The 17,499-nt window shown below is 59.3% G+C and carries 16 protein-coding genes and 1 tRNA gene; all 17 read right to left on the reverse strand.

What is annotated here, in order from left to right:
- A complete protein-coding gene (locus PCA20602_RS20370) occupies nucleotides 1-1,167 on the reverse strand; it encodes a glycosyltransferase family 4 protein (protein ID WP_150722754.1) in 1,167 nt (388 codons plus the stop codon).
- Between the two features lie 91 nt (nucleotides 1,168-1,258).
- Nucleotides 1,259-3,205 (reverse strand): asparagine synthase (glutamine-hydrolyzing), encoded by a 1,947-nt coding sequence (gene asnB / locus PCA20602_RS20375; RefSeq protein ID WP_150722755.1) that lies wholly within the window; start codon nucleotides 3,203-3,205, stop codon nucleotides 1,259-1,261.
- Between the two features lie 94 nt (nucleotides 3,206-3,299).
- Nucleotides 3,300-4,463 (reverse strand): O-antigen polymerase, encoded by a 1,164-nt coding sequence (locus PCA20602_RS20380; RefSeq protein ID WP_150722756.1) that lies wholly within the window; start codon nucleotides 4,461-4,463, stop codon nucleotides 3,300-3,302.
- A complete protein-coding gene (locus PCA20602_RS20385) occupies nucleotides 4,460-5,377 on the reverse strand; it encodes a glycosyltransferase (RefSeq protein ID WP_150722757.1) in 918 nt (305 codons plus the stop codon). Before PCA20602_RS20385 ends, PCA20602_RS20380 begins: the two co-directional genes overlap by 4 nt.
- Entirely contained in the window at nucleotides 5,370-6,620 is a 1,251-nt protein-coding gene (locus PCA20602_RS20390) for a lipopolysaccharide biosynthesis protein (protein ID WP_150722758.1), read from the reverse strand. Before PCA20602_RS20390 ends, PCA20602_RS20385 begins: the two co-directional genes overlap by 8 nt.
- Nucleotides 6,621-6,803: 183 nt before the next feature.
- Nucleotides 6,804-7,892, reverse strand: a complete 1,089-nt coding sequence (locus PCA20602_RS20395) for a DegT/DnrJ/EryC1/StrS family aminotransferase (RefSeq protein ID WP_150722759.1) — start codon at nucleotides 7,890-7,892, stop codon at nucleotides 6,804-6,806.
- A 2-nt stretch (nucleotides 7,893-7,894) separates the two neighbouring features.
- Nucleotides 7,895-8,833, reverse strand: a complete 939-nt coding sequence (locus PCA20602_RS20400) for a GNAT family N-acetyltransferase (protein ID WP_150722760.1) — start codon at nucleotides 8,831-8,833, stop codon at nucleotides 7,895-7,897.
- The gene (locus PCA20602_RS20405) at nucleotides 8,830-9,759 is read right to left on the reverse strand and encodes a hypothetical protein (protein WP_150722761.1); all 930 of its coding nucleotides are present in this window, start codon (nucleotides 9,757-9,759) and stop codon (nucleotides 8,830-8,832) included. Before PCA20602_RS20405 ends, PCA20602_RS20400 begins: the two co-directional genes overlap by 4 nt.
- A 9-nt stretch (nucleotides 9,760-9,768) precedes the next feature.
- A complete protein-coding gene (locus tag PCA20602_RS20410; protein WP_150722762.1) occupies nucleotides 9,769-10,437 on the reverse strand; it encodes an acetyltransferase in 669 nt (222 codons plus the stop codon).
- Nucleotides 10,427-10,840: a sugar 3,4-ketoisomerase gene (locus PCA20602_RS20415; RefSeq protein ID WP_150722763.1), complete on the reverse strand. Its 414-nt coding sequence runs from the start codon at nucleotides 10,838-10,840 to the stop codon at nucleotides 10,427-10,429. Before PCA20602_RS20415 ends, PCA20602_RS20410 begins: the two co-directional genes overlap by 11 nt.
- Nucleotides 10,841-10,919: 79 nt before the next feature.
- Nucleotides 10,920-11,960, reverse strand: coding sequence for an NAD-dependent epimerase/dehydratase family protein (locus PCA20602_RS20420; RefSeq protein ID WP_150722764.1), 1,041 nt, complete (start codon nucleotides 11,958-11,960; stop codon nucleotides 10,920-10,922).
- 2 nt (nucleotides 11,961-11,962) lie between these two features.
- Nucleotides 11,963-13,237: a Vi polysaccharide biosynthesis UDP-N-acetylglucosamine C-6 dehydrogenase TviB gene (gene tviB, locus PCA20602_RS20425; protein ID WP_150722765.1), complete on the reverse strand. Its 1,275-nt coding sequence runs from the start codon at nucleotides 13,235-13,237 to the stop codon at nucleotides 11,963-11,965.
- 169 nt (nucleotides 13,238-13,406) lie between these two features.
- On the reverse strand, nucleotides 13,407-13,772 hold the full coding sequence (locus PCA20602_RS20430; protein WP_150722766.1) for a MarR family EPS-associated transcriptional regulator: 366 nt from the start codon (nucleotides 13,770-13,772) through the stop codon (nucleotides 13,407-13,409).
- 413 nt (nucleotides 13,773-14,185) lie between these two features.
- Nucleotides 14,186-14,261, reverse strand: a tRNA-Ala gene (locus PCA20602_RS20435).
- Between the two features lie 114 nt (nucleotides 14,262-14,375).
- Nucleotides 14,376-16,085, reverse strand: coding sequence for a thiosulfohydrolase SoxB (gene soxB / locus PCA20602_RS20440; protein ID WP_150722767.1), 1,710 nt, complete (start codon nucleotides 16,083-16,085; stop codon nucleotides 14,376-14,378).
- Nucleotides 16,086-16,229: 144 nt separating this feature from the next.
- Nucleotides 16,230-16,757 (reverse strand): TlpA family protein disulfide reductase, encoded by a 528-nt coding sequence (locus tag PCA20602_RS20445; RefSeq protein ID WP_425495692.1) that lies wholly within the window; start codon nucleotides 16,755-16,757, stop codon nucleotides 16,230-16,232.
- 77 nt (nucleotides 16,758-16,834) lie between these two features.
- Nucleotides 16,835-17,485: a sulfur oxidation c-type cytochrome SoxX gene (soxX, locus tag PCA20602_RS20450; RefSeq protein ID WP_150722768.1), complete on the reverse strand. Its 651-nt coding sequence runs from the start codon at nucleotides 17,483-17,485 to the stop codon at nucleotides 16,835-16,837.
- Nucleotides 17,486-17,499 lie beyond the last annotated feature (14 nt).

The raw sequence follows: 17,499 nt of genomic DNA on the forward strand, positions 1-17,499 counted from the left end.
CTATGCATGTTTTAGCAGCCTTGCATATATTGCCAGCGTTGTATTGGTGACGGCTTCGATGCCGAATTTCGAAATAGAGAGACGTCGACCTGCCTCACCATAGCGTTCACGGCGTGCTCGGTCATTGATCAGCGACAAAAGCGCTGCTGTCAGCGCTTCGGTGTCCCGAATCGGTACCAGATCACCGGTTTCGCCATTGACAATCGCCTCGCGACATCCGATAGCGTCGGTTGTGACGACGGCACATCCCGCGGCGGCGGCCTCGAGAAGCGCCTTGGGCATGCCTTCCCGATATGACGGCAAGCAGACGATACTTGCCTCGCGGAACCACGGCGCAATGTTCTCGACGTGCCCGAGGAACTCAACCAGCCCTTCGGCTTCCCACTCGGCAATCTGCTCTCGGCTAACGCTGGTCGGATTGCCATAGTCCGCCGCGCCTGCCAGAACAAAACGCCAGTCCGGCGCTGCCGCTTTGATCGCCCGTGCGGCATTGACGAACTCAATGACGCCCTTGTCCTTGAGCATGCGCGCGGGCAACATCACGATCGGCGTCTTCCGTTCGATCGGCGCGTCGATGAAAGCGGACAGTTCCACGCCTGAACCGGGAATCAACGTAATCTGCGCTTCCTTGACCAGCCCCTGCGAGAGCAACGCCGCTTTGTCGTCAAGATTTTGGACTATCACTTCCAGGTTTTTGTGCCCGTAAGCAAACCGGGCCAACTGACGGTACACCATGCCGATGATGCGGCGTTTCCAGCCACCTTTACCGGCGTCCGTCTGCGCGAAACCCACCCCTGAAATTGCCAGTACGACCGCTTTCACACCATTGACCCGCGCAGCTAGACCGCCATACAGCAATCCCTTGGGGGACGCGCAGTGCACCAGGTCGGGTCGCGACCGTCGCATGGAAAACACCAACTCCAGCAGCCCCCTGAGTTCCAGCAACGGATTCACACTGGCACTACGAAAGGCAACGCGCTTGTGAGCGATGTTCGCTTTGCTCAACACGGCTTCGGCGTGCGGTTCCATCGAAGCACTGCCCGCCTGTCCCGTGAGGAGATCCACCTGATAACCCGCCTTGCGCGCCCCAATGGCGAGCGGAAGGCGGTGCGACACAAAAAAGGCTGCGTGGTTGATCACGTAAGTGATGTGCACCTGACGACTCATCGCTCCTTCCCTTCCCGTTTTCTTTGCACTTTGGGGCGTATTTTAGCAGGCGGACTAGTGCCGCATGCCGCGTCGACGTATGTCATGCAGGTCATCCCTGTCGCGACGCTTCGAACCACGCCTGGAACATCAACACATCCCAAAGCTGATACTGCCAATTGCGTTGTCCGCTCAGATGCTCCTGCCAGCGCCGACGAATCGGTTCCGGCTGGAAAAACCCCTCGGCCCGCAAACGCGACTCGGACAACAGCGACTCCGCCCATTCACGCAGCGGTCCACGCAACCATCGATCGAGCGGCACGCCGAACCCCATCTTGGGACGCTCGATCAGTTCCCGCGGCACATGGCGATACAGAATCTCCCGCAATGGCCACTTGGTCACGCCATTGCGCAGCTTGTACTCAAGCGGAAGCGACCATGCGAACTCCACAACCCGATGGTCGAGGAAGGGAACGCGCGTCTCGAGACTCACACTCATCGCGGCACGGTCGACTTTGGCGAGAATATCGTCTGGCAGATACGTCACCATATCGAGCGCCATCATGCGCTCGACGTCACCAAGCGCATGCAGCGCTGCAGATTGATCGGTAAATTCACTAACCGGTTCAGCCGCGCCGATCACCACACGATCCGGCTCGGGCCAGTGGGAAACCATGCCGCGATACAAATCCGAGACGGTCTCGTTACCTAGCAGACTGGCTCCCTTGTGCAGCTTGTCGCCCGCCCGAGCCACGCCAAACCATGCCCCCACCTTGTCCAGACCTAGCGGAGGGATAGCACTGATAGCGCTCGCAGCCAGCATACGCAACGGTTTCGGTACCCGCGAAAGCTTTCCCCAGAGGGCAGCGGTCATCTGATACCGGCGATAGCCGCAGAACAATTCGTCACCCGCATCGCCGGAGAGTGACACCGTCACGTGCTCGCGCGCCAGTTGGCTCACCAGGAACGTAGGGATCTGCGACGAATCCGCGAAGGGCTCCGAATACATCTGCGGCAAGCGCGGAATGACCGCAAGCGCCTGCTCAGGCGAGACGTACAACTCCGTGTGTTCCGTGCCGAGATGTCTGGCGACCGCCTTCGCATGTTCGGCTTCGTTGTAGCCCTCTTCATGAAAGCCGATCGTGAATGTCTTTACCGGTCGCGAGGACTGCGCCTGCATCAATGCAACCACCGTGGACGAATCGATCCCCCCCGACAGAAAAGCGCCCAGAGGAACGTCGGCCATCATCTGTTGCCCGATCGCATCCATCAGCAGCGTTTGCAGCGCGTCGACCGCTTCGTCGGCACTCCCCCGGAAAGGACTGGCGGTACCGCGCAGAGCGACGTCGATTCCCGACCACCAGGTTTTGATTTCCGGCTCGGGGCGATGCACCGAGACCGTCAGCATATTGCCCGGGGCCAACTTGCGAATGCCTCGATAGATCGAGTGCACCGAGCCAATGCAGTTGTAACGCATATGCAGCGCCAGTGCGTCCCGGTCGACTTCCGCACCGAACGCCGGGTGACGCCGCAGCGCGGCAAGCTCGGAGCCAAACAGGAACGCAGCCTGGCTACCTGTGCCCTGCCAGCCGTAGTACAACGGCTTTTCGCCGAGCCGATCGCGCGCGAGCGTCAGCGTGCGCTGCTCGCGGTCCCAGATGGCCAGCGCAAACATGCCAACCGCCCGATTCAAGGTCGCTTCGATACCCCAAACGTCGAATCCGGCGACGAACGTTTCAGAGTCGGAGTGCCCACGCCATTGCGCGCCCCCTCCGTCACGCTCCAGTTCGGCGCGCATCGCCAAGTGGTTGTAGACCTCGCCGTTGTAGATCATTACGTAGCGGCCACTCGGCGAAGTCATCGGCTGCGCCCCCGCGGGCGTCAAGTCGACGATGGCGAGGCGGCGGTGCCCGAGCGCGATGTGGTTATCCGCATCGACCCACGCGCCCCCTGCATCCGGGCCGCGATGCAGGATGGCATCGGACATCGCCCCCAGCCAACCGTTCATCTCGTTCGCGCCGGTTGCGCCAGCCATCAAAAATCCTGCGATTCCACACATGAGTCAGCGTCTCGAAAAAAAGAAGGGCAAATCAACATCCCCAAACCCGACAGACGGGGCATGTCATTCGCCCGGCAAGAGGATTTTCCTCATGTCAAGGTTGGTTCACAGGCTCATGTTGCGGCGCCACCCTCTCTGACCTCTTTGTCGCAAGTGCCGAGCGAGAGAAGAAGAACGGCGACAACGCGATCGACATCCAGATCACGCCAGACGTCGTGTAGTAGTCGTAAAACACCGATAACGACAACACCGTCATGTTGACGGCCGCCCATGCGCGCAACAGTCCATTCCCGGTCTTGCGATAGGCTCGGTCCAGCGTGCCGGAAAGCAACCCGATGAGAAACATCGCGCAATACAGGCCAACCGTTCCATAGTCGATGAAGTACACGCCAAACATTGTGTAGACGTTGGTCGGCAGCGGCGTGAACACGTTCGGCAGAATCGTCGTCGGCGTGAAGTCGAAGAAGTTCGCCAGAATCGAGTGAATTGGATAGAACGACAGGAAGTAGCCGTCCAGCGTACCCTGCCCCATTAGCAAGGCGTCGAATGCATGAAGCGGTGCCGCTGCATAAACGACGAACCCCAATTCCGCCGTCGACTTACCCACGATCTGCCCGATCAGCGCAAAACCGTAGAAGAGAACTGAGACAACGACCGCGACGCGAATCGTCACATTGAGATTGATCCGCTTGGGCAGCATCCAGAAGTAGAACGCCGTCAACGCGGACACAAACAAGGCGGAGCGCGCTGACGACAGATAGATGTTGAAAATGACCGCCATGACCGCCAGCGCGAGGCTCATCGCGTTGAAGCGACGTCGATACGCGATGATGTAAGCGGGCATGAGGAACAGAAAGAAGTTACCTAGCGACAACCCCTTAATGGCATTCTGGCCGCCCTCTACCGTCATGATGATGCGATATTGCATCACCGAATCCGGCAGGAAAAACCCCGGGCCGACCATCAGATAACGATCGAGCAACCCAAGCAGGAAGAACAGCCAGAACATTGCCAGAAACGTGCGATGCGCCGCATGCTCCCGAAGTCCGAGCCGGGAAAACTGACATAACGCCCCGATCGCACCCAATCGCGTGGCAACCCACGCCGTGGGCCAATAGCCGACGTAAAAGCACACCAGACCGATCAGCATGACCGACCAGTAACGGTCGCTGAACGGATAAAAGATCCCTGCGTCCCACGACAGAACATGCGCCACGAAAAGCACGCCGGTCAGAACCATCCAGGCGCTGGCCCTCATGGCTTCACTCGCCCCAGGGTGAGCAGCGAAATCGCAATCGCCCCGAACGCCTCGATGGTAGGCCAGACCTTGATACTGGCAAACAAGGCACGCAGATAATGCTTGCGCCCGTCGAGTCGGCGCAACAGACGGAGATGAATGGAGTAGCTGCGCAGCGCGTCAAATACATATTCGGGATGATTGACGGCAACCCAGTTGGTCGTATTGAGCGCATCCAGAATGGCCTGGCGATTCAGTGAAGACGATGTCGACGTCGTGTTCGAATCATGACGACGGTACTTCGCCAACACCTGGTTCACATAGCCGATGCGCCCGCCGTTGACCGTCGTGGCAATCCACAGCAACCAGTCCGATGCGACCGGAAAGGCTTCGTTATAACCGCCGGGCGGGAGCGACTCCCGCCGGACCATGACGGCATTACCGCCTGCAAAGCAGCCATGCACGATCAGCTCGCGCACGGTGCCTTCGCGAGCCGGGTTCTTTCGGCCGTTGTAGTAGCCGAGCACTTTGCCCGTAGCGGAATCGAAGATTTCCAGGTTGTGGTAGCACAGCACGCAGTCCGGATGCTTTCGGAAGTAGTCGACCTGTGCGTGAATCTTGCCGGGCAGCATGACATCGTCGCCCGCATGGAAGGCGACAAAATCGCCCGAGCACAACGACAGCGCGATATTGGCATTGCGCGTGATGCCAACGTTTTTTTCGTTCAGATTGACGGTGAAAATGCCCGGATACTTCTCGGCATAGGCTCGCACGATGTCCTGCGTTCCGTCGCGGGACGCGTCGTCGGACACGACGATCTGAAGATCGTCGTAATTCTGATCGAGTACGGAATCCAGCGACTCCCGGATGAACTTCGATGCGTTGTAAGTCAGAACCAGTACGCTGACTTTTGCCGGGCGTTTGTCGTCATGCATGATGCGCGCGTCCCAAATGCTTGATAAAAAATCCGTTGATCACGACGGACAGCAATTGCCCGCTAACAAAGGTCGCTACCGTACCCGTCACCCCGAAGCGGGCCGTCAGGAAGTAGCCCAGCGGAAGCATCAGCGCGCCCGTCACGATAGTCAGTGTCGATGTCGCGGCAAAGTAACCGAACCCAATCCAGAATGGTGCCATCACCAGACTCAGGAAAAGTCCGGGAGCGCCAAGGACCAGCAAAATGTATAGGGTGCCGACGTTTGCATATTGCCCGTGAAAGAAGCGCTGTGCGGCGAACCAAACGACACCGACCGAGAGCACCGCGAGCAGACAATGCACCGCCAGCCCCTTATACAGCACGCCACGGAAGCGCATCCAGGCTTCCTTCGCGCCAAGTTGCGGCACCAGCTTGTAAGCAAACTGTGCAATCGCGAAAGGCAGGATCGAGAGGGCCGTCAGCAATTGGACCGCAATCTGATATTCGGACGCTGCCTTGGCGCCGGCGAGTTTGAACGCAATCAGCACGTCGACACCACCGAAGATTACGGTGCCGATGATGCTGGGATGCAGTCTCACCGATTTTTTCAGCATGCCCAGGAACGCCGCCCATTCGAACGTCAGACGGATGTCACGGCGACGAAACTCCGAGACCAGCCCCACGCAATACCCGAGCACGATCACCAACTGGCCTGCAACCAGCGATGCGAGCACTTCCACCGCGTCGAGATGCCCTCTGAGGAAGCCCATCACCAACACACCGCCCCACGCTACCGTCTTGCCCACCACGATGGCTTTGTTGCCGGTGTTGAGCCGTCCCAGCGCCGTCAGGAACGCATAGAAGTACAGTTCGAGGACAAATATCGGCAAACCGATCGCCAGAAGCAGCAGATAAGGTTCGACATAGATTCGCCGGAAGTCGTCTGACACACAGCCGTATGCATACAGCGCGAGTATCGCAATCGCGGGAAACACGACACATCCGACAAGCAGACTTCCCCCGATGTCACCGACCGACTGCTGTCGGCGCTCGCCGATCTGGTGGATGGCGATTTGCCCGAAACTCAGAGAACTCACAATCGACACGGTCTTCAACAGTGAAAAACCGGCGATATAAACCCCTCGATCAACGGGCCTCATCCACGAGGTCGTGATGAGCAGAAGCACCAGTTCCGAGCCGAGTACGTAGCCACGCGAGAACCCTGAGCCAAAAATCGCGCTGAGGACGTCTTTCTTACTCAAAGCATTTCCTTGATAACGCGGCGCTCACCGGCGCCCCGGTCCGGGGTCGAAGCAGGCCCGGGATTCAGGCGCGCCGGCGCTGGTGCTGTCACGTCGCACTGTCGGGTTGCCAGATTGCGCCGGCAATCACGGCGCGTTGCGCATGTGGATAGAGAATCCCGTTGCCGTCCAACGATGCCGGCGTTACAGGCTTTTGGCCACGCTTTCAATCACCGTTCGAATATCGGACTCGGCCATCGTCGGCCCCATCGGAAGGCTCAGTACCTCATCGTGGATGGTCTCGGAGATCGGGAATGCCCCCTTACCGTAGCCGAGATCGACATAAGCGTCCTGCAAATGCGGAGCGATCGGATAGTGGATCAAGGCCGCGACACCGTGCTCCTTGAGGCGCTGAACCATCTGATCGCGCTGCTTGGTACGAATGACATACAGGTGCCAGACCGGGTTCGCGTCGCTCATGACTTGCGGGACGACGACGTCGCGCAGACTGTCGGAGTAGGTCGCGGCGATCTGACGGCGAATTTCCGTCTGAGCGTCGAGGTGACGAAGCTTGACGCGAAGGAAGGCAGCCTGCATCTCGTCCAGACGCGCGTTGTACCCGCGCATTTCATGCTTGTACTTGATCTGGGAACCGTAGTTGCCGAGCATGCGCACCTTGGTGATGAGGTCGGGATCGTTGGACGTCACCGCACCGCCGTCACCCAATGCGCCGAGATTCTTTCCCGGATAGAAGCTGAAAGCAGCCGCGTCACCGAGCGACCCGGCCTTACGTCCCTTGTATGTGGCGCCATGCGCTTGTGCCGCGTCTTCGATGACACGCAGTCCATGCTTCTTGCCGATGGCGACGATCGGGTCCATATCGGCCGGCTGACCGTAAAGATGAACCGCGATGATCGCCTTCGTGCGCTCGGTAATCGCAGCTTCGATCTTCGCAGGATCGATGTTGTACGTCTCGATCAACGGCTCTACCGGGACCGGCGTCGCACCACAATAGGTAACAGCCAGCCATGTCGCGATAAACGTGTTGGACGGCACGATGACCTCGTCGCCCGGGCCGATATCGTATGCGCGCAGAATCAGATGAAGCGCATCCAGGCCATTGCTGACCCCAACGCTCCCCGACGTCCCGCAATAGCTCGCGAATTCCGACTCGAACGCAGCCACTTCCTGACCGTGAATGAACCAGCCGCTGTGCAACACTCGGTCGAAGGCTTGCTTCAGTTCGCTTTCGAGGGCGAGGTTGATTCCCTTGATATCGAGAAATTGAATCATGCTTACAAGTCCCATTCGTAAAAGTCGTGAACCATTCCGCGACCGCCGAAGCCTTCCTTCTGTTTGATCAAACCTTCATTCAGAAACTGGCCTTGCTGTTCGGTGGAGATGCCGAAACTCAGATACTGCTTTTCGGAGAAAGTGTTTTCGATCAGATTGACCAGCAAGAAATCGAGCGCGCCCAAGGCCCGGCCTTCGTCCGAGGCCGCCATGTACTGGGTATGTACCCCGGGGCCAAAATCGAATACCAGCGATGCGGCGAGCAGTCTGTCTTCCAGGAGAACGCCGAAAAGCCGGATATTCTCCGGAAATCTCGATTTGAGCAGTCGGAGTTCCGCAACGGAATGCACCGGCGAGCTACCGAATCGGGCCAGGACGGAGGCAAGCAATGCGTGGAAGCCCTCCGTATCGTCGATCTCTTCGAAACGCGCACCGGCCTTCGGGGCCTTACGCGCCGTATTCTTCCGGGAATCGCTGAACTTGGGGCGAGTTGCCAGTTCAATCACCGACGACAGATCCCGTCGGTAGAGCCGTGCGCTCATTCGAAACAGCGCGTAGAGATCCTCGTCGGCGGGATACGTGTGAAACACGCGCGGCACCGGCTTATAGACGACCTTTTGGAAGCCCGCCGCCTTGAAGTGCTCGGCGAGCGTGTCGAACATGCTTAACACCGTCGTCGCATGCACGTCTTTTCCGTAGATCAACCCGCCGTATGTCAGACCACCGTGGCTCACTACGCTGTCGCCATGCGCGCTGCACGGGAACACCGCGACCACCTTGCCATTCTCCTGAAACAGGAGCGAGCAGTCCGTAAAACGGTCTGCGTGATAATCCATGTAATCGCGCAGATGGAGAAAGGTGCCGTTCTTCGAATTGCGCACGACACCGTCCCAGGCATCTTTCAGCTCAGGGCCGTAACGCGTTACCGAGCCCACGGTCATGCGAGCACAACCTGGTTACCGACAGCCGCGCCGAAGCCGTTAAGCCCCATCTTGTTGCCGTTGTAGATCATGAGCGTCTGACCGGCGTCGCTGATCAGCGTCGGGTAGCACAGCGTCTCGGAATCCCAACCCGATTCGGACGGCGCAATGCCAAGGCTCGAGTCGTCGCGCTCCCACTTGATCCCGTCGTTCGAACGGAAAAAGCTTGGCGTGTATTCGCCCGAAATAGTGCCCTTGGTCGCATACATCACGTAGGACCCATCGGCGACCTTGTAGACCTTCGGACGGCCGATCCGGTATTCCGGCGAAACGGCTTCCACGCACGTCACGGCCGAACGCGGGATATTGAGAAGATCCTTCGTCTCGGTGTAGCAGATGTGATACTGCGGGTATGGGACGCCGTTGATCATCTCCCAACCGTCGCCGCGCGCGAACCAGATGCGCCAGACACCATTTTCGTAACGCGCGGTATGAATTGCGCCGATCGTGCTCTGGAAACGGTCCCGCTCAAGGATCGGCGATTCGCTCAGGCGACGGAATGTCTCGCCGCCATCCTCCGACAACGCCACACCGGAGAACGCAAGAAACTTTGCTTTCCTGACGAGTTGAAAACCGACGTAAAACAAATAGACGCCGGACGGCGTTTTCACGACATCGCCCATGATGACGCCGTTGTCGTCGAAGCATCCGTCGCGGCCGATGTCGAGCACCGGCGTCTTCGAGACGCCAAGAATTCGCGACGGATCGCCTGAAGCAATGTCCACGTAACCAATGCGACTCACGCCTTCTGCGTCGCGAAATCCGGCGAACACGCGAATCGTTTCATCATTGAGACGGAACGGTTGCGGCGTTAGCGCCGAGTTACAAAACCATTGCTGGTTCGTGTATTTGGCGGCGTCGAACACCAGCCCCAGTTTGTTCCACATGACGTCCCCTCAGATCCCGGCTTCGAAGCTCGATTTACCCGGGACGGCCCGGGCCGGGCTGCCGGCGTAAATACGTTCGGCTTCCGTGTCCTTTGCGATATGACTGCCGGCCGCAATCAAGCAATTCTCGGCAATGCGAACGTTGTCGTTGAGCGTTGCATTGACGCCGATGAAGGTACCGGAACCGATATCGCAATAGCCGGAAATCACCGCATGCGAAGTGACGAAACAATTGTCATGAATCACGCTGCGGTGACCGACGTGATTGCCACTCCAGAGAATGCAGTTATTGCCAATGGTCACGAACGGCTGGATCGTGTTCATTTCGAAAATGAACGAATTCTCGCCGATGGTGGCATTTCGCCAGACGAACGCACGGCTGCTGACGTAAGTCGCGAACGAGTAGCCCTTCGCTTTCAGATCCTGATAGAAGCGGGTACGCGTGCGGTTCATGTCGGATGCCGGAATGCCCGTGAAGGCGAGATATTCGCCAGCCGGGAAACGAGCCTCGACCTCCTCATAAGGGACGACCGGCAGATCGTATAGCGTCGGCTCCTTGATGTATTCCTTGTTCACGCAGAAGGCGACGACTTCGTAATCACTGTCGTACGTGAAGTATTCGTATGCAATCTGAGCAAATTCGCCTGCGCCGACGATGAAAACTTTCTTAGCTGTCATGCGATTCTCCCTTTGCGATTTCCAGGAACTCCTTGTAGTCGCGAATGTAGTCGGACTCGTCGTAATGGGCGTTGGCCAGCACCATCAACACGCAATCCGGCGAAAAGTCATACATTTCGCGCCACATCATGGATTCGATCAGCAGGCCCTGCGCCGGGTTGTCCAGAAACAACTCCACACGCTCACTGCCATCGTCCAAGAGAAAGCGGCATTGCCCACGCACGGCAATCACCATCTGTCGGAGATTGCGGTGGGCATGCATGCCGCGCTTGATCCCTTCCTTCGTACCGAAGAGGTAATAAACGCGTTTGATTTCGAAAGGCACGTTGCGCTGGTCTTCCAGCGCGATCAGCGCGCCACGATCATCGCCGTGCTTTTGCAATTGAACCAGCTCGATTTCCATCTCCAGCTCCCTTCGCGAATCGCTTTTTCAAAAGTATCGCCGGTGCCGACGCTGTCGGTATCCGGGTGCCCCAGCGCCGTCAGGCAGGGCGCGTTTCCAGAAAATCGACGTACCAATCCATCGCTTCTTTCAGGCCTTCGCCAATACGATGTGTCGGCTGGTAACCCAGCAACCGCCGCGCTTTGTCGATGTCGGCGAGCGAATGACGCACGTCGCCCGCGCGGAAGTCCCGGTAGACGGGCTGCGCGTTATTCAGGTGCGGATACTTCGCGGCGAGGTTTTCGCGCAGATGATGGTAGAGCTCGTTCAGCGTCGTACGATCGCCGACGGCGACGTTGTAGACCTGATTGATGGCCTCATCGTTCGTGACGGTGCCGGCAAGCAGATTGGCCTGAACGGCGTTGTCGACATAGCAGAAATCCCGGCTCGTTTCGCCGTCGCCGTTAATGAATACGGCTTCGTTACGGGCAAGTGAGGCGATCCACTTGGGAATGACGGCTGCGTAGGCGCCGTCCGGATCCTGACGGCGTCCGAAGATATTGAAATAACGCAGGCCGATTGTCTTGAGCCCGTAGGTACGGGCGAATACATCGGCGTACAGCTCATTGACCAGTTTGGTCACGGCGTAGGGTGAGAGCGGCTTTCCGGTCTTATCTTCCACCTTCGGCAGCCCCGGATGGTCGCCATAGGTCGAACTGCTCGCCGCGTAGACGAAGCGACTCACCTTGGCGTCGCGCGCCGCCACGAGCATGTTCAGAAAACCGTCGATATTGTTCTGATTGGTATTGATCGGGTCGGCAATGCTGCGCGGCACCGACCCCAGCGCGGCCTGATGCAGCACGATGTCCACGCCGTCGCATACCTTTTGGCACGTCTCGAGGTCGCGAATATCACCCTGCACGAAGCGAAAGTTCGACCATTGTCCGGCGGAAACCTGACGCTGCACCTCGTCGAGATTCCGTTGATGCCCGCCGCTGAAGTTGTCGAGACCGACCACACGCTGATTCAGCGTGAGCAGCGCCTGAAGCAGATTGCTGCCTACAAAACCCGCGACACCGGTGACGAGCCAGGTTTGCGGGGTGGTACTGAGGTGCAATTTAAGATTGTCGAAAGCTGTCATTCTTACAGTCTCAGATCGGATTGGCTCGCCGTGAGCACGTATTTCAGGTCGTAGAGCACGCTGGTGGTCTTACCGAAAGCACGAATGGCGTCTGGCCCCATCGCCTTGAACTGCTCGTGCGCCACCGCGAGAATGATCGCGTCGTAGCTTCCCGGAACCGGCGACTCGACCGGCGTGATGCCGTACTCGTGATGGGCCTCTTCGGCGCTCACCCATGGATCGTAGACATCGACCTCACAGTTGTAATCCTTGAGCTCTGCCACGATGTCCACGACGCGCGTATTACGCAGATCGGGACAGTTCTCCTTGAACGTCAGCCCCATGACGAGCACCTTCGCGCCTTCCACATGGATGCGCTTCTTGGTCATCGCCTTGACGAGCTGCGCCACGACATACATACCCATGCTGTCGTTCAGGCGCCGGCCGGCCAGAATGATTTCGGGGTTGTAGCCGATAGCCTGTGCTTTGTGCGTGAGGTAATAGGGGTCCACACCGATACAGTGACCACCGACCAGACCCGGACGGAACGGGAGGAAATTCCACTTGCTTCCCGCCGCCTTCAGGACGGCTTCCGTATCGATTCCCATCTTGTTAAAGATGAGCGCCAGTTCGTTGATCAACGCAATGTTCAGATCGCGCTGCGTGTTCTCGATGACCTTGGCAGCTTCTGCGACCTTGATGCTTTCTGCCTTATGGGTGCCCACGGTCACGATCTCGTTGTAGAGATCGTCGACAAGCGTTGCAATCTCAGGCGTCGAACCAGACGTGACCTTCTTGATCGTGGTGACCCGATGTTCCTTATCGCCGGGGTTGATGCGCTCAGGGCTGTAACCACAAAAGAAGTCGACATTGAACTTCAGGCCGGAATATTTTTCCAGCACGGGCACGCAATCTTCCTCGGTGCAGCCGGGATAAACCGTCGATTCATAAATGACGATATCGCCCTTTTTGAGCACTTTCCCAACCGTTTCGCTGGCTTTGATGAGCGGCGTCAGATCGGGCCGCTTGAAGTCGTCGATGGGCGTGGGCACCGTCACAATGTAGCAATTGCATTCACGAAGATCGTTCACGTCCGTGGTGAACGAGAGATGCTTTGCCTCAGCAAGCTCTTCTGCGGTCGTCTCCAATGTGGAATCGTTGCCGCCCTTCAATTCCCCGATGCGACGCTGATTAATGTCGAAACCGGTCACAGAGCGTGTGCGGCCGAACTCTACAGCCAGCGGCAACCCCACATAACCCAGCCCCACAATTGCAAGTCTCACACCCGCTAGATTCATAAATCGCTCCACGACCCCGGATACCAAAATCCGAGAGGTTACCAATTTCAGCTTTATCCACCTGCATCGGGTGAACGCAAAATGGATGCAGATGCTACCAGATCAGAGATCGACTTTACGATCGTCTTACGACTGCCATTACGGCATGTATTTCTTATGCAGCAAGCATTTAGCTATGTTGCGTCGGAATTTCGTCGCCGACTTCGCACTCTCTTTTAAGTGCTTCTATTTCTTCTTTTAGTGCTTCGTACTCGTCCATCTTGCGCTTGAGAAAGCGACTGGTGAGCGCGGCGCGCTCAGCGACGCCGCTTGGCGTCAATACATAGACGTAACCGAACTTGTTCTTTGAGTGAGCGAAGTTTTGCATCTTCACCCATCCCTTGAGCATGAGCGCTTTGAGACAGTAATTGAGGCCGCCGACGCTCACGCCCAACTTCTCCGCCAACTCACGTTGCGTCAGATCCGGATTTTCCTGAAGAATGCGCATCACTCGGAAGTACGTATCTTCCTGCACTTTTGCTTGACGGCTCGTCATGGGGTGGCGGTCCCTCTGGATTGACTGATTCGACGCGGGAATTCACGTCGGCGGATCGATACAGCACACCCCGGTGAGCGCCGCGCCATGGCAGCCGCCCAACGTTTCGGCGGGTTTTGTCAAAACTTGAACAATTCTACCTGCCGTGCAATACCAAGGACAAGCGCGTGACAAGATATTTTACAAATCCCCGTCTCCCGCATGACGGCTGGGGCAGCGGGAGACGATCCCACGACGTCAAGGCGCGCTCGTGACATCCGGGGACAACAGAATTGACGATGAGACGAATCGCTGCGGAATGGAAACGACCGAACCCGATAGCCAGCGAGAACAGCAACGCAGGGGAGCGGGAAAGCCGGATGAGGCAGAGGAGGGGGCGCTGTGCGTAAGACGCGGCGCGCCGTGAAGCGATGTGGTGGAGCGGAGGAGGATCGAACTCCCGACCTTCGCATTGCGAACGCGACGCTCTCCCAGCTGAGCTACCGCCCCACACGAAGCTTTGATTATATCGATTTTTCCGAGCACGGCGAGCCGCCGACAAAATTGCTCGGGAATACCGTCATGCCGGGCCGCCAGCCACATTCGGCCGTCGGCCCCGCGGGCTCAGATCGCCCCCAGATTCCCCTTCATTCCCTTGATGGCCGGGACCTTCGGCGCTTTCGCCACGATGGTCTTCTGGGCCTTGAGGTAACGCGCGACGACGTCCCACACCGGTTCGCCCTGCGCGCCTTCGGCCACCGGCGCCCAGCCGGCCACCTTGTATGTCTTGCCCGCCTCGATGAGCTTGCCGTTCAGACGCATCTCCGTAATCCGCTGCCCCATCGGCGCCATCGGATCGATGACGTAATCCATTCCCCCCACGCGCACCATGTCGCCGCCCTGCTGGTAATACGGGTCCGGGTTGAACAGGTTGTCCGCCACGTCTTCGAGCACCGTCTTGATGGTCTCGCCGGTCATGGGCGTGAGCGTCGTGTACGGATAGGTGATCGCCGTCTGATCGAGCAACTGTTCCATCGTGATCGCCTGCCCGGGCAGCAACGACGTGCCCCAGCGGAAACCCGGGGAGAAACCGATCTCGGCGTCCTTCTCGGCCATCACCGCATCGAGCAGCAACTGGTCGAAAGTGCCGTTGAAATTCCCCCGGCGATACAACACGCCCTCCGTCACCGCCAGCGGCTCGGCCAGCTTCGCGGCGAATGGCGCGCGCACGCGCTCGATCAGCGCCTGCATCTGCGTGTCCGCCGGCAGCAGGTTCGCGAACACCGGCAGCAACTTGTAGCGGAAGTCCACGGGCTTGCCGCCCTTCACGTCGAAGTCCAGCACGGCGAGGAACTTGCCGTTCGAACCGGCATTGGTGACGAGCGTCTTGCCGCCGGCATTCTCCACCACCACCGGTCGAGGTACGCCATCATGGGTGTGGCCACCGAGAATCGCGTCGATGCCGCGCACGCGCGACGCCAGCTTCAGATCGACGTCCATGCCGTTGTGCGAGAGCACGACCACCACCTGCGCGCCCTTGCCCCGCACTTCGTCAACCATCGACTGCAACCGCTCCTCCTGAATACCGAAGGTCCAGTCCGGCACAAAGTAACGCGGGTTCGCGATGGGGGTGTACGGGAACGCCTGCCCGATGATCGCCACCGGCACGCCGTTCATCGTCTTCATGGTGTACGGCGCGAACACCGGGTCGCCAAAGTCGTTCGTCTGCACGTTCTGCGCGACGAAGTCGATCTTGCCCTTGAGCTGCTCCTCGACGACCGACTTCACGCGATCGGCGCCGTAAGTGAACTCCCAGTGCGCCGTCATGACATCCACGCCGAGCGCCAGCGTGGCGTCCACCATGTCTTGCCCCTTCGTCCACATGGCCGTGCCGGACCCCTGCCACGTGTCGCCACCGTCGAGCAGCAGCGCGCCGGGGCGCGACGCCTTCATCCGCTTGACCAGTGTCGCGAGGTGAGCGAAGCCGCCGACCTTGCCGTACGTGCGCGCGGCGGCAGCGAAATCGAGATAGGTGAAGGCATAGGCGTCGGGCGTGCCGGGACGCAGACCGTAAGCCTTGAGGAACGCGTCGCCCACCAGGTGAGGCGGCTTGTTGGCCTGCTCGCCGATGCCCAGATTGACGCTCGGCTCACGGAAGTAAATCGGCAGCAACTGCGCATGGCAGTCGGTGAAGTGCAGCAGGTGCACGTTGCCGAACTTCGGCAGGTCGTAGAACACAGCCGCCGCTTTCGCCGCCGCCGTCTCGTGATGCGACAGGGCCATCCCGCCAGCGGCCGCCACGGCCAGCACCTGCATGAACTCGCGTCGATTCATTTCGTCTCCATGGCACATGCATGTGCAGTGCGCCGATCTTGTCGTTATCCGTTCGTCTTCCATTGAGCGACGATGACGTCGCACCCATGGCGCAGCCGCTGTCATGCGTCGACGGTTCGCCCGGCCGGCCCGGACCGACCTGTCTTACTTGCCCGCGTAATCCGCGAGCGCCGCCACGTCCTCGCCGAACATCTCGCCCACTTCCTTGCGCAGCACGCGGCCGTCGCGGCCGATCACGTAAAGCTCCGGCAAGCCACGACGTTTGCCGAGCGCCGCCTGCCACGCGTCCGTCTCCATCCCCGCCGGGAACGTGTACTGGTGGGCCTTGAGGTAGTCGATCGCCTCCTGCGGCTTCTTGTCGATGGAGAGCGTGACGATCTGGATCGGCTTGCCGCGCGTCGCGTCGTAAAGCTTCTGCAGATGCGGATTCTGCTGCGCGCAGAACGGACACCACGACGCCCAGTACTCCACGATGACCGTGCGATCCCGGAACGCGCTCGCCGGCATCGTCTTGCCATCGAGCAACGTGAGCGACGGCAGCGACACCGTGTCGCCGACCTCCACCGCGTGCGCCGGTGCACTGGCCATGGCAGCCGCCGCGCCCAGCGTGACGACGAACACCGCCAGCGCACGCGGGGTCACGCGACGCATCGAACCGATCAGGGATTTCATGCTGGACTCCGGAAGGCGGTGGCGGCGCGCGCCCATCGCAAGACGGGAAACGCCGCCGCGCACCATGACGACGCGCCCTACTGGTTGACCGGCGAGGCCGGATCGAGCAGCAACGCCATGACATCCTTCAACTGCTGTTCCGTCAGGATGCCTGCCGCACCGAAGCGTGGCATGTTCGAACACGCCATGTAGCTGTGCGAGTCGTAGATCTTCGCCCACGTGTACTTGACGACTTCGGGCGAATCGCCGCGCAACTTGCCGTAGTTGTAAAGCGACGGGCCGATGTTGCCGAACGAGATCTCGGTCTTCGTCAGTTGATGGCAGGCGTAGCAGTTGCCGCCGTTGACGGTGTCGGCCTTGTCGGTGAACTGCTTGCCGCGTCCGTTCTGGGCGACCTTCTCGCCGGCCTTCCAATCGCCGAGATACGTGCCGTCGGCCGGTGCCTTGACGTTCGCCAGCTCGGCCTTTTGCAGACGCTCGGCGATCTTCGCCGGCATCGGCTTCACGGCGTACTGCGTGCAAAGCTTCTGCAGTTCGCTCTGGTCGATGCGATCGAGCTGAGCGATACCCTGGCCACGGAACGAGTCGCGCAACTCCTGCACGACAGCCGCGTCGGTGGTGCCGGTGACGAGCTTCGCGCCCTCACCCTGAGCGAAGGCCGCGCCGACGACGAGAGCCCCGGCCGCTGCCAGCGCGAGCCCCGTCGCGCGCAATGCGAATGTTTTCATGGGTGTGCCTCGTG

This window comes from Pandoraea capi (assembly GCF_902459735.1).
Classification (GTDB): Bacteria; Pseudomonadota; Gammaproteobacteria; order Burkholderiales; family Burkholderiaceae; genus Pandoraea; species Pandoraea capi.

What these genes read in the sequence shown, in the direction of transcription:
- PCA20602_RS20400 (WP_150722760.1), bottom strand. Translation starts at nt 8,833, where the DNA reads ATGACCGTGGGCTCGGTAACGCGTTACGGCCCTGAGCTGAAAGATGCC.
- soxB (WP_150722767.1), bottom strand. Translation starts at nt 16,085, where the DNA reads ATGAATCGACGCGAGTTCATGCAGGTGCTGGCCGTGGCGGCCGCTGGC.
- PCA20602_RS20405 (WP_150722761.1), bottom strand. Translation starts at nt 9,759, where the DNA reads ATGTGGAACAAACTGGGGCTGGTGTTCGACGCCGCCAAATACACGAAC.
- PCA20602_RS20445 (WP_425495692.1), bottom strand. Translation starts at nt 16,757, where the DNA reads ATGAAATCCCTGATCGGTTCGATGCGTCGCGTGACCCCGCGTGCGCTG.
- PCA20602_RS20420 (WP_150722764.1), bottom strand. Translation starts at nt 11,960, where the DNA reads ATGACAGCTTTCGACAATCTTAAATTGCACCTCAGTACCACCCCGCAA.
- PCA20602_RS20395 (WP_150722759.1), bottom strand. Translation starts at nt 7,892, where the DNA reads ATGATTCAATTTCTCGATATCAAGGGAATCAACCTCGCCCTCGAAAGC.
- tviB (WP_150722765.1), bottom strand. Translation starts at nt 13,237, where the DNA reads ATGAATCTAGCGGGTGTGAGACTTGCAATTGTGGGGCTGGGTTATGTG.
- PCA20602_RS20415 (WP_150722763.1), bottom strand. Translation starts at nt 10,840, where the DNA reads ATGGAAATCGAGCTGGTTCAATTGCAAAAGCACGGCGATGATCGTGGC.
- PCA20602_RS20385 (WP_150722757.1), bottom strand. Translation starts at nt 5,377, where the DNA reads ATGCATGACGACAAACGCCCGGCAAAAGTCAGCGTACTGGTTCTGACT.
- soxX (WP_150722768.1), bottom strand. Translation starts at nt 17,485, where the DNA reads ATGAAAACATTCGCATTGCGCGCGACGGGGCTCGCGCTGGCAGCGGCC.
- PCA20602_RS20380 (WP_150722756.1), bottom strand. Translation starts at nt 4,463, where the DNA reads ATGAGGGCCAGCGCCTGGATGGTTCTGACCGGCGTGCTTTTCGTGGCG.
- PCA20602_RS20370 (WP_150722754.1), bottom strand. Translation starts at nt 1,167, where the DNA reads ATGAGTCGTCAGGTGCACATCACTTACGTGATCAACCACGCAGCCTTT.
- PCA20602_RS20430 (WP_150722766.1), bottom strand. Translation starts at nt 13,772, where the DNA reads ATGACGAGCCGTCAAGCAAAAGTGCAGGAAGATACGTACTTCCGAGTG.
- asnB (WP_150722755.1), bottom strand. Translation starts at nt 3,205, where the DNA reads ATGTGTGGAATCGCAGGATTTTTGATGGCTGGCGCAACCGGCGCGAAC.
- PCA20602_RS20410 (WP_150722762.1), bottom strand. Translation starts at nt 10,437, where the DNA reads ATGACAGCTAAGAAAGTTTTCATCGTCGGCGCAGGCGAATTTGCTCAG.